We start from the raw sequence: 14591 nt of genomic DNA on the forward strand, positions 1-14591 counted from the left end.
CCCCGACGTGATCCGAACAAGAGATCAAGCAGCTGGCTCATCGCACGCACGTGCGGAAGACAAGTCTAGGTAGAGCCAGCGGAGTTAGCCGGCGAGGAGCTGGCGGGCCATGACGATGCGCTGGATCTGGTTGGTACCTTCGTAGATCTGGGTGATCTTCGCGTCCCGCATGAGCCGTTCGGCGGGGAAGTCCTGGGTGTAGCCGTAGCCGCCGAGTAGCTGTACGGCGTCGGTGGTCACCTGCATGGCGGTGTCCGACGCCAGACACTTGGCGGCGGCGCCGAAGAACGTGAGGTCGGCGTCCTCCCGCTCGGACTTGGCGGCGGCGACATACACCATCTGGCGCGCGGCCTCCAGCGCCATGGCCATGTCGGCAAGCATGAACTGGATCCCCTGGAAGTCCGCGATGCGCTTGCCGAACTGCTTGCGCTCCTTGACGTAGTCCAGGGCGAGGTCGAGCGCGCCCTGGGCGATGCCGATGGCTTGTGCACCGATGGTCACCCGAGTGTGGTCGAGAGTACGCAGTGCCAGCCGGAGGCCGTGACCGAGCTCCCCGATGAGACGGTCCTCGGGAATGCGACAGTCGTCGAAGAGCAGCTCGCGGGTCGGAGAGCCCTTAATGCCCAGCTTCTTCTCCGGGCTGCCGACGGAGAAGCCCGGGTCGGAGCTCTCCACGATGAAAGCGCTGATGTTGGCGCCGCGTCGGCCGTCGGGGCCGGTGACGGCGAGCACGGTGTAGTACTCGGAGATCCCCGCGTTGGTGATCCAGGACTTCTGCCCGGAGAGCACCCAGTGGTCGCCGTCGCGGACGGCGCGGGTCTTCATCGCAGCGGTATCGGAGCCGGCCTCACGTTCGGAGAGGCCGTAGGAGAAGGCGGCCTCGCCGCGGGCCAGCGGTGGGAGGTATCGCTGTTTCAGGTCGTCGGTGCCGCCGAGGATGAGCGGGAGGCTGCCGAGCTTGTTCACGGCGGGGATCAGGGAGGAGGACGCGCAGACGCGGGCGACCTCCTCGATGACGATGCAGGTGGCGAGCGCGTCGGCGCCGACGCCGTCGTACTCGGCGGGGACGTGGGGCGCGTGGAAGTCGGAGGCCACCAGCGCGTCGTAGGCCTCCTGCGGGAACCGGCTGTGGGCGTCGACGTGGGTGGCGTACGGCGCGATCTTGTCGTAGGCCAGGGTGCGTACGGCGTCGCGCAGCTCGAGGTGCTCGTCGCTGAGTCGGTACAGGTCGAAGTCGGTGGCGGTCATGGGTTCCTCGCTCGCTAGGTCGCTTACCAGGGCGCTCAGTTACTTCAGTTACTAGGGCGCTCAGTAGGTGTAGAAGCCACGGCCGGTCTTGCGGCCCAGCAGGCCAGCGTCGACCATGCGGGCCAGCAGCGGCGGCGGCGCATAGAGGGGTTCCTTGAACTCCTCGTACAGCGACTCGGCCACCGCCTTGGTGGTGTCCAGCCCGATCAGGTCAGCCAGCGCCAGTGGTCCTTGCGGGTGGGCGGCACCACGGACTAGTCCCTGGTCGATGTCCTCGGCCGTGGCGAACCCGGACTCCAGCATCCGGATCGCCGAGAGCACGAACGGGATCAGCAGGGCGTTGACCACGAAGCCCGCCCGGTCCTGGCAGTCGATGGCGTGCTTGCCCAGATCGTCCTGCACGAACGCCCGCGCCCGCTCGGTCGTCTCCGGGTCGGTCAGCAGGCTCGGCACCAGCTCGACCAGGGACAGCACCGGGACCGGGTTGAAGAAGTGGATACCCAGGACGTGGGTGGGCCGTTCGGTGGCCACGGCGAGCTTCATGATCGGAATGGAGGAGGTGTTGGAGGCCAGCACCGCGTCCGGGTCCTTGACGACGTCGTCGAGTCGCTTGAACAGCGCGGACTTGGCGGTCTCGTCCTCGACGATCGCCTCCACCACGAGGCCGCGGTCGGCCAGGGCCTCGATGTCCTCGACGACCTGGATGCGTGCGAGCACCTCCGCGGCGCTGGCCACCTTGCCGCGGCTCTCCGCGCGGGACAGTGATGTCTCCAGACGCTGCCGTCCCGCGGCCACGGCGGGCGTGGTCATCTCCACGACGACCACGTCCTTGCCGGCGCGGGCGCAGACCTCGGCGATCCCGGCACCCATCAGGCCACAGCCGACGACACCGACCTTGTTGATGGCGTTCACCTGGCTCCTCCTCCACGGTGGTGGTACGCAGTATCATAGTTGTGGAACTACGTACCACCAAGTAATTTCGGTGCCGTGGAGCAGCAGCCGGCCCGCTTGGCCAAGGACAGGCTCGTCGCGGCGGCGTTCGAGCTTTTCGAGGAGCGTGGCTTCGAGGGCACGACGGTCGACGACATCGCGCAACGCGCGGGCGTCGGTCGGACGACGTTCTTCCGGATCTACCGGTCCAAGGAGGACGTGATCTTTCCCGAGCACGACGTGCTGCTCGGCCACATCGAAGCCCGGCTCGCGACCGCCGCTCCAGAGACCCGCGGGCTCGCTCTCGCGGAGGCCGCCCGCATCGTGCTGCAGCACTACCTCGCCGAGGGCGAGCTCGCCCTCGCCCGCTACCGCCTGACCAGCACCGTCCCTGTACTCCGCGCCCGCGAGGTGGCCGGCATCCGGCAGTATCAGCGCCTGTTCGCCAGGTTCCTGCGCGACTGGATGGGCAACGAGCCCGACGGCGCCCTGCGTGCCGAGCTGGTGTCCGCGGCCATCGTCACCGCCCACAACCATGTGCTCCGACGCTGGCTCCGAGGCGAGACCACCTCCCCCGGCGAGGAGTGCAACCGTGCGATGGAGGTGGCGCTCGAGCATCTCGAAACACCTGCCGAAGCCGGGACAGCCGTCGTCGTATTCCGCACCTCCGCCGGCGTGGACGCCGTGGTCACCCGGTTGCGTCGGGCACTTGACGAGGAACAGCGGCGCCCCTTGAGCTAGCGAGGGTGTCTGAAAAGGATGCCGGCGGACCTAACTTCGCGGTACTGGTCACGGAAGGGGACGGCCGGACCGCGCCGGGGAACGGTGGCGATCGACCGAAGGGCAGGATGGGCACACGGTCCGGGGCGGACACCGCCCGCCCCGGCCGCTCTGTTCGTTGCCCCGCTCGGTCCGTTACCCTGCTACCCCATCCGAAGCTGGAGATCGTCTTGTCCCACCCCGAGGAAGCGGTGATTCTCATCGTCCCGGCGTCCCGGCGGCTGCCATGACCGGACGCGAACCCTTCCGTGGCGCGGTCCTCGATGCGGTGCTGGAACGGATCACCTATGCCAACGAGGAGACCGGCTACACGGTCGCGCGGGTCGACACCGGGCGCGGCGGCGACCTGGTGACCGTCGTCGGGGCGTTGCTCGGCGCGCAGCCGGGGGAGTCGCTACGGATGCGGGGGCGATGGGGCTCGCACCCGCAGTACGGCCGCCAGTTCCAGGTCGAGGATTACACGACCGTGCTGCCGGCGACCGTCCAGGGCGTGCAGCGCTATCTCGGCTCGGGCCTCATCAAGGGCATCGGTCCGCGCCTGGCCGAACGCATCGTCGAGCATTTCGGGGTCGCGGCGCTGGACGTCATCGAAAAGGAGCCGGAACGGCTCATCGAGGTGCCGAAGCTCGGCCCGAAGCGTACCAGGGCGATCGCCGAGGCGTGGGAGGAACAGAAGGCCATCAAGGAGGTGATGGTCTTTCTTCAGGGGGTGGGTGTGTCCACCTCGCTGGCGGTGCGGATCTACAAACAGTACGGGGACGCGTCGATCGGTGTGGTGCGCAATGAGCCCTACCGGCTGGCCACGGACGTCTGGGGCATCGGGTTCCGCACCGCGGACACCATCGCGAAGGCGGTGGGGATTCCGCATGACAGTCCGCAGCGGATCAAGGCTGGCCTGCTGTTCACGCTGTCCGAGGCCACCGACGGCGGTGGCCACTGCTTTCTGCCCGAACCCCGGCTCATCAGCGACGCCGTGCAGATTCTCCAGGTCGACACCGGCGACGTCATCGAGTGCCTGGGGGAGCTGGTCGCCGAGGACGGGGTCGTCCGGGAGGAGGTTCCGAGCGAGGATCCGGCGACGCCGACGGCCGCGATCTACCTGGTGCCCTTCCACCGGGCCGAGATCTCCGTCGCCGGCCAGTTGCGCCGCCTGCTGAACACCGGCGCGGACCGGTTGGCCGCCTTTGCCTCGGTGGACTGGGACCGGGCGTTGGGCTGGCTGCGGGAGCGGACCGGGGTCGAGCTCGCGCCGGCACAGCGCGATGCGGTGCAGCTTGCCCTGACGTCCAAGGTCGCCGTGCTGACGGGGGGACCGGGCTGCGGCAAGAGTTTCACCGTCCGCTCCATCGTGACGCTCGCGCTGGCCCGGCAGGCGAAGGTGATCCTCGCCGCGCCGACCGGCCGGGCCGCGAAGCGGCTGACCGAGCTGACCGGGCACGAGGCATCGACGGTGCACCGGCTGCTGGAGCTGCGGCCGGGCGGTGACGCCGCCTTCGACCGGGACCGCCCGCTCGACGCCGACCTGATCGTCGTCGACGAGGCGTCGATGGTCGACCTGCTGTTGGCGAACAAGCTTGCCAAGGCGGTTCCGCCCGGCGCGCATTTGCTGCTGGTCGGCGACGTCGACCAGCTGCCGTCGGTCGGTGCCGGCCAGGTGCTGCGCGACCTGCTCGCCGAGGGGACGCCGATCCCGCATGTCCGGCTCACCCAGGTCTTCCGAGCAGCGACCGAGTCCGGGGTGGTGACCAACGCGCACCGCATCAACCGCGGCGACTATCCGCTGGTCCGGGGACTGCCCGACTTCTTCCTGTTCGCCGCCGCGGAGGCGGAGGAGGCGGCGAAGATCACCGCGGAGGTGGTCGCCCGGCGGATCCCGGCGAAGTTCGGGTTCGATCCGCGCCGGGACGTGCAGGTGCTGACCCCGATGCACCGCGGCCCGGCGGGGGCCGGCGCGCTGAACACCCTGCTGCAGGAGGCCCTGACGCCGTCCCGCCCGAACGTGGCCGAGCGGCGCTTTGGCAGCCGGACGTTCCGGGTCGGCGACAAGGTCACGCAGGTGCGCAACAACTACGACAAGGGCGCGAGCGGGGTCTTCAACGGCACTCTCGGCGTGGTCACCGCGCTGGATGTGGAAAACCAGACGCTCACCATCCGGACCGACGAGGACGAGGACATCGACTACGACTTCGGGGAGCTCGACGAGCTGACCCACGCCTACGCGGTGACGATCCACCGCTCCCAGGGCAGTGAGTACCCCGCGGTCGTCATCCCGCTCACCACCAGCGCCTGGATGATGCTGCAACGCAACCTGCTCTACACGGCCGTCACCCGGGCGAAGAAGCTGGTCGTGCTGGTGGGGTCCCGCCGGGCGATCGGCCAGGCGGTGCGGGCCGCCGGTCACGGCCAGCGGCACACCGCGCTTGACCACCGGCTGCGTAGCGGGTGAACGGTAAGCACCGCTATGAACCAGGTCACATCTACCGCTGACGTTAGATGGAGACGCTACCTTCGTGCGGTGACGACTTCCGACACCGCCGCCGGCATCCTGCCGCTCGGGGCCGACGAGGTCCTGGCCCGGCCCGGTCCGGACAACTACAAGTGGATCGCGCTGTCGAACGCGACCATCGGCATCCTGATGGTGACGATCAACAGTTCGATTCTTCTCATCGCCCTTCCGGACATCTTCCGGGGAATCGAGATAGACCCGCTCGCACCGGAGAACACCTCGTACTTCCTCTGGATCCTGATGGGATTCTTGCTGGTCACCTCGGTGCTCGTGGTGAGTCTGGGGCGGGTCGGCGACATGTTCGGCCGGGTGCGGATGTATAACCTCGGCTTCGCGATCTTCACGCTGTTCTCGATCCTGCTCGCCGTCACCTGGATGCATGGCACGGCAGCCGCCTGGTGGATCAGCATCATGCGGGTGCTGCAGGGCGTGGGCGGTGCCTTCCTCTTCGCCAACTCCAGCGCGATCATCACTGACGCCTTCCCGGAGAACGAACGCGGGCTCGCCCTGGGGGTCAACGGCGTCGCGGCGATCGTCGGATCATTTCTGGGGCTGTTGATCGGAGGTTTGCTGGCGCCGGTCGAATGGCATCTGGTCTTTCTTGTCTCGGTGCCGTTCGGCATCTTCGGGACGACCTGGGCCTACCTGAAGCTGCGCGACAACGGGGCGCGCACCCAGGCCCGGATCGAGCTGGGCCGGCAACATCACGTTCGCGGTCGGCCTCATCGCGATCCTGACCGGCATCGTCTACGGGCTGCAGCCCTATGGCGGTCACACGATGGGCTGGACCAAGCCGTTCGTGCTGAGCTGCCTGTTTGGCGGTCTCGCGGTGCTGATCGGCTTCGTCGTCATCGAGCTGCGCTCCGCCGACCCGATGTTCCGCCTGGACCTGTTCCGGAGCCGGACCTTCACCATGGGCAGCATCGCGGCCCTGCTCGGCGCGCTCGCCCGTGGTGGTCTGCAGTTCATATTGATCATCTGGCTGCAGGGGATCTGGTTGCCGCTGCATGGCTACAGCTTCGAGAAGACCCCGCTGTGGGCCGGTATCTACCTGATTCCGGTGACCGTCGGATTCCTGGTGGCGGGGCCGCTGGCCGGCCGGTTCGCCGACCGCTACGGTGCGCGTCCGTTCGCCACCCTGGGGCTGGTGATCACGGCGGTGGCGTTCCTGCTGTTCGACGCCATTCCCATCGACTTCGACTATCCGTGGTTCGCGTTGATCATGTTGCTGATGGGCCTGTCCATGGGCCTGTTCGCGGGGCCGAACACCAGCAGCGTGATGAACACCCTGCCGCCCAACCAGCGCGGTGCCGGTGCCGGCATGCTCAACACGTTCCAGAACTCGGCCAGCGTGCTGTCCATCGGTGTCTTCTTCACCATCATCGCGCTCGGGCTGGCCGCCAGCCTTCCGGACGCCATGTACTCCGGGCTTGTCGGGCAGGGCGTCTCCCCGGCGAAGGCGCACGAGCTGGCGAACCTGCCGCCGATCGGCAGCCTGTTCGCCGCATTCCTCGGGTACAACCCCACCGAGCGACTGCTCGGCCCGGACACCCTGTCGCAGCTCGACCCGGCGAAGGCCGACTTCCTCACCGGGCACACCTTCTTCCCGAACATCATCTCCGGGCCGTTCGGTGACGGTTTGCGCCTCGCCTTCGCCGCCGTCGTCTGCCTGGTCGCCGCGGGCTTCTCCTGGCTGCGCGGGAAGGACCGGCCGCACGTGCGCCGTCCACTGCTCGAAGAGACGGCCGAGGGGCTGGCCGGCGCGGGCGACATCGCGGCGATGGAGGACGGTGCCGGGAGTGCTCTTCCGAGCAGCCCCCTGGTCGCCGAGCGATAGGCCGCGAGACATGCCGAGCGCGGGACAGGCTGAGCGCGAGAAAGGCCCCGACGTCGATGATCAGAGCCGCCGATGGCGTCATGCGGGCCGATGGCGTCATGCGGGACAATCGCCTGGTGCGGGACGGCGACGCAGCCAAGAGCGCGGTCAGGGACGCGGCCAAGGACGCGGCTCGTGACCTGCGCGGGATCGGTCAGGCCGCGCAGGAGCTGGGCGTCTCGGTGCGGGCCCTGCGGTACTACCAGGAGGTGGGGCTGTTCACCCCGTCTGGGCGCACCCTGGGCGGGAACCGGCTGTACGCGGATTCCGACCTCGCCCGGGTGCGGCGCATCCGCGAGCTGCAGACGCTGCTCGGCTTCAACCTGGACGAGATCCGCACGATCCTCGCCTACGAGGATCGTCTCGCCCAGGTCCGGCAGGAGTACCACGCGGCGTCCGACAACGCGGACCGCATCCGGCTGCTGACCGAGGGCACGTCGGCCTACCGGAGGCTCCGTGTCGAGATCGACGAGAAAATCAGCCGGCTGGTGGCCTTCCGTGACGAGATCGACGAACGGATTGAGCGGGCGGACCGGCTGGCCAAGGGGGTCGCCGACAGTTCCCAGTGATCACCCGATCGTCGGTTGGGCCGGCGTGCCGGGTCGGTCCGGGAACCTCGACCGCCAGGAGCGCCACATCGTCGTTCAGTGTCGATCGCGTCCAGTCCCGGACCCGGTCGGCGAGATCGGTCAGCGCCTCGTCGAGTGACGCGTGGGCGAACGCGGCCCCGACCGCGGGTAGTAGGGGGAAGAAGGCACCGGTCGTGGGGGCGCGTGCCTCGGTGATGCCGTCGGTATAGAGCAGCAGGCGATCCCCCGCCCGCAGCGCGGCGTCCGTCACGTTACTCCCGTCCGTGATCAGCCCGAGCGGTGGCAGCCTGGACGAGACGGTGAGCAGATCCGCCTGCCCGGCACGAACGAGAACGGGATCGGGATGTCCCGCGTTCGCCAGCGTCAGACGGCTGCCGTCGACCTGTCCGACGACCGCGGTGACGAAGTCGTCCAGGCCGCTGACATCGGCGACCTCCGCGTCGAGGTTCGCCAGCAGATCGCGCAGGTCGCCCGTGTGTCGACTCATCAGCCGGAAGCAGCTGAGCACCCGGCTCGCGATCCGCACGGCATCGAGCCCCTTGCCCCGTACGTCACCAATGAGCAGGCGGGTTCCCCACGGGCTGTCGACGACCTCGTACAGATCCCCACCGATCATGGCCTCCATGGTGGCGCTCTCGTAGCGGACGGCGAACCGCAGCCCGCCGGACGACGACGGGACGGGACTGAGGATCGTCTGCTGCGCCACCTCGGCCACCCGAGTGACGTTCTGCAGCTTCGTCTCGCGTCGGATGTTGTACCGGCTGACCAGGACGGCCATCACTCCGCCGGCCGTGACCCCGACCAACCGGACCACCTGGGCCGTCGGGCCACCGCCGCTCCGGCCGAACAGGTCATTGTGCAGACTCAGCAGGATGCCCGCCAGGATCGCCGCCACCCCGTAGCCGGCGGTCAGCCGGGGGCCGGCGAACGTGGCCGCGAGCATGGGGCTCAGAATCGCGAGTCCGAGCATGTTCCATTCCGGGTTGCTCAGGTGCAGTCCGACCACCAGGGCGAGTATGAGCAACGGGGCGATCGGGGCGAACCAGCGCAGCACCCTCAGCACCGCAGCACCCTCAGCACCCCCGGGAGATCCGCCCGGGGATCTCGCCTTGGCTAGGCCGCATGGTTGTCTGTCTACCCGCGAGCGGTCCGGACCGAACCCGCCGAAGCCCTGCTTCCAGGGGTCCTCACCAGCCAGCGCGGTCGGTTCTCCCGCCGATCAGGTCGGTGCCTCCTCATACACTGGCCCACATGACCACGCCTGGTATCCGTCTTGATCTACCGACGACGTACGCGCCGTCGTCGGTAGAGTCCGGGCTGTACCGGCGCTGGATCGAGCAGGGTGTCTTCACTCCCACCGGCGCGCCCGGGCGTCCGCCATACTGCATCGTCATCCCGCCGCCCAATGTCACCGGTTCGCTGCACATGGGCCACGCCTTCCAGCACACGCTCATGGACGCGCTGACCCGGCGGCGGCGGATGCAGGGCTACGACGTGCTGTGGCTGCCCGGCACGGACCACGCCGGCATCGCGACCCAGAACGTCGTCGAGCGGGCGCTGGCGCGGGAGGGCAGGAGCCGGCACGATCTCGGGCGCGAGGCGTTCGTCGAGCGCGTGTGGGCGTGGAAGGAGTCCTACGGCGGCACCATCGGCGAGCAGATGCGCCGCCTCGGGGCCGGCGTCGACTGGACCCGCGAGCGGTTCACGATGGACGAGGGCCTGTGCCGGGCCGTGCGCACCATGTTCGCCCGCCTGTACCACGACGGGCTCATCTACCGGGCAGAACGGATCATCAACTGGTGCCCCCGTTGCCTGACCGCCCTGTCGGACATCGAGGTCGACGCGTTCGAGGAGGAGGGCGAGCTCGTCTCGATCTCCTACGGCCCGGTGACGGTGGCGACCACCCGGGTGGAGACGATGCTCGGTGACACGGCGGTGGCCGTGCACCCGGGCGACGAGCGGTACGCGCATCTCGTCGGCACCGAGATCGAGCTTCCGCTGACGGGCCGGCGGATCCCGATCATCGCCGACGAGCACGTCGATCCCGCCTTCGGTACCGGCGCGGTGAAGGTCACCCCCGCCCATGATCCGAACGATTTCGAGATCGGCCGGCGGCACGGCCTGCCGAGCCTGACTGTGATGGACGAGCGCGGCATCATCATCGCCCACGGCCCCTTCCAGGGGCTCGACCGGTTCGAGGCGCGCAGCACGATCACCGCGGCACTGCGGGCGGAGGGGCGCATCGTTGCGGAGCGGCGGCCCTACCTCCACGCCGTTCCGCACTGTGACCGGTGCCAGACGGTCGTCGAACCCCGGCTGTCCCTGCAGTGGTTCGTCGCGGTCGCCACGCTGGCCCGCGCCGCCGGGGACATGGTCCGTGACGGTCGGACCACGATCAGCCCGCCGGAGCTCGCCGGGCGGTTCTTCGGCTGGGTCGACGACATGCATGACTGGTGCATCAGCCGCCAGCTGTGGTGGGGCCATCGCATCCCGGTCTGGTACTGCTCGGACGGGCACGTCACCGTGCCGCCCGCTGGGGACGAGATGCTCGATCCCGACCGTTGCGGAACCTGCGGCGCCACCGGCATTCGCCAGGACGTCGACGTGCTCGACACCTGGTTCTCGTCCGGGCTGTGGCCGTTCTCCACGCTGGGCTGGCCGCAGGACACGGCGGATCTGCGCCGTTTCTATCCCACCGCCGTCCTGCTCACCGGATACGACATCATTTTCTTCTGGGTCGCCCGGATGATGATGCTCGCCTCCTACACGATGCCCGACGTGCCCTTCCGGACAGTGGCGCTGACCGGGCTCATCCGGGACGTGCACGGCAAGAAAATGAGCAAGAGCTGGGGAAACGCGATCGACCCGCTGGCGCTCATCGATTCCCACGGCGCGGATGCGCTGCGTTTCACCCTGGCCCGGGGAGCCAATCCCGGGGCCGACGTCCCGCTGTCCGAGGAGGCGGTGGACGCCAGCCGCAACTTCGTCAACAAGCTCTGGAACGCCACCCGTTTCGCGCTGATGAACGGCGCCGACCCGACCGCGGACCCGTTCGCCGGCGGGCCGCTGTCCGCCGCGGACCGGTGGATTCTCTCCCGGCTGCGGGCTGTGGTGGCCGACGTCGACACTTACTACGAACAGTTCGAGTTCGCCAGGGCCTGCGAGACGCTCTTCCATTTCGCCCGGGACGAGCTCTTCGACTGGTACCTCGAACTGGCCAAGATCCCGCTGCGGGCGGGTGGCCCGGCGGCGGACCCGGCCCGGGCCGTGCTGGGCCGCTGCTTCGACGTCCTGCTGCGCTTACTGCATCCGGTCATCCCGTTCGTGACCGAAAAACTGTGGACGGCATTGACCGGGGGGACGACGGTGGTGACCGCGCCTTGGCCGGTCTCGATCGCCGGCCGCGCAGATCCGGCCGCCGAGGCCGAGATCGACCGGCTCCGGCGGGTCGTGACGGGGCTGCGGCAGTTCCGGGCGAACCAGCGGCTGCGCCCCGGCCGGCGGGTGGCCGCGGTCATGGTCGGTCCAGGTGGCCGGGTCGGTCCAGGTGGCCGGGTCGGTCCGGGTGGCCCGGCCGGCGCTGGGGGTCTGGCCGGGTGGCGGGAGGAGATCGGGGCGCTGTGCTCCCTCGACCTCACGGTCGCCGACCGACTACCGGGGGACTGGCCCGCCGTCGCCCTGGAATCGGTCAGCGTGGCCCTGGACCTGTCCGGCGCGCTTGACACGGCGGCCGAACGGGCGCGGCTGAGCAAGCTGCTGGCCGAGGCCGGCAGGGAGAAGGAGCAGGTCGCCGCGAAGCTCGCCAACCCGAACTTCACCGGCCGCGCGCCGGTCGCCGTGGTCGAAAAGACCCGCCAGCGGCTGCTCGACGCCGAGACCTCGATTGCGCGCCTCGCCGAGCAGCTCGCGGCGCTGTGAACCCGTTCAGCGGGGTGCCATCCGAATGGCACCGTCGAGGCGGATGGTCTCGCCGTTGAGCATGGGGTTCGCGATGATCTGGGTTGCGAGCAGGCCGTACTCGTCGGGGGAGCCCAGGCGCGAGGGGTGCGGGACCTGCTGGCCGAGGGAGACGCGAGCCGGCTCCGGCAGCGAGGCGAGCAGCGGGGTGTCGAACAGGCCAGGGGCGATGGTCACCACGCGGATCTTCAGACTGGCGAGGTCGCGGGCGATCGGCAGCGTCATGCCGACGATGCCGCCCTTGGACGCCGAGTAGGCGGCCTGCCCGATCTGGCCCTCGAACGCCGCCACGGACGCGGTGTTGATGATGACGCCACGCTCGCCGTCGATCTCCTCGGTCCTGCTGATCCGCTCGGCCGCGAGCCGGATGACGTTGAATGAGCCGATCAGGTTGACCTTGACGACCCGCTCGAAGATGGTCAGCGGGAACGGCCCTTCCTTGCTCAGTGTCTTGGCGGCGTTGCTGATGCCGGCGCAGTTGACGGCGATGCGCAGCGGGCCCAGCTCGGCTGCCACGTCCAGAGCTGCCGTCACGTCCTGCTCGGAGGTGACGTCGCCGGGGCTGAATCGCACCGAGCTGCCGAACTTCTCCGTGACCGCCGCGCCGTTCGAGGACGGGAGGTCGAGGAGGACCACGCTGGCACCAGCGTCGACAAGCCGGGTGGCGGTGGCAAGGCCGAGGCCGGAAGCCCCGCCGGTCACCACGGCGACTGAATCCGTGATCTGCACGTGAGTTCCTCTCCGGGAGGGACGCCGGCCGGAGGCTCGGCCTTGGCTGTGCGGGGTGGAGCTGGGGGAGCGACCTGGCTGACCCCCGACCGCGGCCAGAGGAGGCGGCCATCCGTGCACACCCCGGAAGACGTGCACATCCCGGAAGAGTAGTGCAAGCCACGCGGGCGGACCGCGGTCCCGTGGGCCGGTGGGACTCTACCGGCGGGACCAGGAGAATCAGTAGGTGCAGGTGGGTGCGCCCGGCGAGGGCGCACCCACCTGCGCTCCCGGCGCCGCTGGTCCGGCCGCTGGTGCCGCCGGCGCGGGCGCGGTCCCACTGGCCGTCACACTCGGCGTCACCACCGCGGTGAAGCCGGAGCCCAGGACGAGCTGGACACCGGTGATGCTCGCATCGGCGAGCAGGACCGAGCCGGGCACTGCCGCGGCGACAGTGTTCGCCTTGGCCTCCTGCCCGGGGGCGTAGACCACCCGGGAGGTCTCGTGGGTGAGGACCGAGGCGTTGCCGGCGTTGCGGGCGTGGAAGCCCTTGGCGGTCAGCTGCTCGGTGACCTTGGACGCGAGTCCGGCCCGCGACGAGCCGTTGTAGACGGCGACCCGGACCTGGGAGGGCGCGGCGGCGGCGCCGGGAGCGAGCGCCGGACCGGTCCCCCTGCTCCCGGCGTCGGTGGTAGAACTCGCGCCCTCGACCTTGCCACCCATCGGCGCGACGATGCGCTGCAGGTCGTCCGGCCGGTAGAACTGCACGGAGGCCGGGACTCCGTGCAGGCGGATGTTGCCGTTGTCGTCGAGCGCCCCCTCGGCACGGGTCGGCGCGTGGACGGGCACGGTCTGCATCTGGAGGCCCCCGGTGGCCAGCCCGCGGACTCGGGTCCCGAGGCTGCGCAGGTCGGCGATGCTGGTGTGGTCGTCGAGGGTGAGCGCGCTCGCCGCCGCCGACATCAGCTTCTCGGTCTTGACCGGGTTCGTCAGGGTGTCGCCTGTCATGATCTTGCGGAACATCGCACCGATGAACTGCTGCTGCCGGCGGATGCGGTCGAAGTCGCCGTCCGGCAGGCCGTGGCGTTGACGGACGAAGGCCAGGGCCTGGTCGCCGCCGAGCTGGATCGTCCCCGGCCCGCCGACGAATCCGCTCATCGGGTCGTTGGTGTTCGTGCTCACCCGCCACCGCCCGCGGTCGTCCTGGTAGCGGCTCGGTTCCGTGCCCGACGGCTTGATGCAGACCTGGACACCGCCGATGGCGTCGGTGATTGCCCTGAAGCCCGCCAGGTCCATCGAGAGGTAGTGGTCGACCTGCAGGCCGGTCAGGCTCTGCACCGTCCGCACCAACAGCGACGGGCCGCCCACGGAGATCGCGGCGTTGAACTTATCGTGCCAGGCCTTGTGGTGTTTGCCGGCGTCGTCGGTGTACTCGGGGATCAGCACGTACATGTCACGGGGGAACGAGACCATCGTGGTGGTCCCGTCCTTCGCCAGGTGCGCGAGGATCGTCGTGTCGGAGCGCTGGCCCGGCGCGTTCCCGTACTTACCGTCAGTACCGGCCCGGCTGTCGGTCCCGACCAGCAGGTAGTTCGCGCTCCCCACTCCGCCGGAGTCGCCGCTCGAACCGAGGCCGAGATCGATCCGGTTGACCTTGCCGTCGACATAGAAGTACGCGGCCCAGCCTCCCACCGTGGCCACGAACACGATGCAGGACACGAAGGCCAGGAACACCAGCAACCCGCGACGCCTCGCCGACCGCCCGCCGCGTGCCGACCCGGATCCCGACCGGCCGGACCTCGATCCCCGCGGGTCGAGCCGGGGCGGAAGCACCCGCACGTGGTCGGCGGAGTCGTTCTGCAGGTGCGGTGCGGTCACTTCCCGCCTCTCCTCGAGCGGTCCGGCGAGCAGGGTCCGGCATAGCACGGAAAGTAACACGAATGGTTTCATGCTCCCGGATGAGGGGTTCAGCCGGGTTTGGCCATATCCGGGCGGT

9 protein-coding genes and 1 pseudogene are annotated in these 14591 nt (G+C 69.3%); 5 read left to right on the forward strand and 5 right to left on the reverse strand.

Annotated elements, in window-relative coordinates:
- Positions 1–84: 84 nt before the first annotated feature.
- Both ACY5KJ_RS03720 and ACY5KJ_RS03725 read right to left on the reverse strand, forming a co-directional pair.
- Positions 85–1248, reverse strand: coding sequence for an acyl-CoA dehydrogenase family protein (locus ACY5KJ_RS03720; protein WP_462202798.1), 1164 nt, complete (start codon positions 1246–1248; stop codon positions 85–87).
- Positions 1249–1308: 60 nt separating this feature from the next.
- Positions 1309–2151: a 3-hydroxybutyryl-CoA dehydrogenase gene (locus tag ACY5KJ_RS03725; protein ID WP_462202805.1), complete on the reverse strand. Its 843-nt coding sequence runs from the start codon at positions 2149–2151 to the stop codon at positions 1309–1311.
- An 84-nt stretch (positions 2152–2235) separates the two neighbouring features.
- Between ACY5KJ_RS03725 and ACY5KJ_RS03730 the strand changes: the two genes are divergently transcribed.
- From ACY5KJ_RS03730 to ACY5KJ_RS03745, 4 genes and pseudogenes are all read left to right on the forward strand, one after another.
- A complete protein-coding gene (locus ACY5KJ_RS03730; RefSeq protein ID WP_462186762.1) occupies positions 2236–2919 on the forward strand; it encodes a TetR family transcriptional regulator in 684 nt (227 codons plus the stop codon).
- 265 nt (positions 2920–3184) lie between these two features.
- Positions 3185–5404, forward strand: coding sequence for an SF1B family DNA helicase RecD2 (recD2, locus tag ACY5KJ_RS03735; RefSeq protein WP_462186763.1), 2220 nt, complete (start codon positions 3185–3187; stop codon positions 5402–5404).
- A 69-nt stretch (positions 5405–5473) separates the two neighbouring features.
- Positions 5474–7301: pseudogene (locus ACY5KJ_RS03740) on the forward strand (MFS transporter).
- Positions 7302–7381: 80 nt separating this feature from the next.
- Complete coding sequence (locus ACY5KJ_RS03745) at positions 7382–7909, forward strand: MerR family transcriptional regulator (RefSeq protein WP_462202799.1); 528 nt, start codon at positions 7382–7384, stop codon at positions 7907–7909.
- Here the strand turns inward: ACY5KJ_RS03745 and ACY5KJ_RS03750 are convergent.
- Entirely contained in the window at positions 7818–8993 is a 1176-nt protein-coding gene (locus ACY5KJ_RS03750) for a PP2C family protein-serine/threonine phosphatase (RefSeq protein WP_462202800.1), read from the reverse strand. The genes ACY5KJ_RS03745 and ACY5KJ_RS03750 overlap by 92 nt on opposite strands.
- A gap of 188 nt (positions 8994–9181) precedes the next feature.
- Between ACY5KJ_RS03750 and ACY5KJ_RS03755 the strand changes: the two genes are divergently transcribed.
- Complete coding sequence (locus tag ACY5KJ_RS03755; RefSeq protein WP_462202801.1) at positions 9182–11848, forward strand: valine--tRNA ligase; 2667 nt, start codon at positions 9182–9184, stop codon at positions 11846–11848.
- A 6-nt stretch (positions 11849–11854) separates the two neighbouring features.
- Here ACY5KJ_RS03755 and ACY5KJ_RS03760 read toward each other — a convergent pair whose 3' ends face one another.
- Complete coding sequence (locus ACY5KJ_RS03760; protein WP_462186767.1) at positions 11855–12616, reverse strand: 3-hydroxyacyl-CoA dehydrogenase; 762 nt, start codon at positions 12614–12616, stop codon at positions 11855–11857.
- Positions 12617–12835: 219 nt separating this feature from the next.
- Complete coding sequence (locus ACY5KJ_RS03765) at positions 12836–14545, reverse strand: LCP family protein (RefSeq protein WP_462202802.1); 1710 nt, start codon at positions 14543–14545, stop codon at positions 12836–12838.
- Positions 14546–14591 lie beyond the last annotated feature (46 nt).

The organism is Frankia sp. CcWB3 (assembly GCF_977927595.1).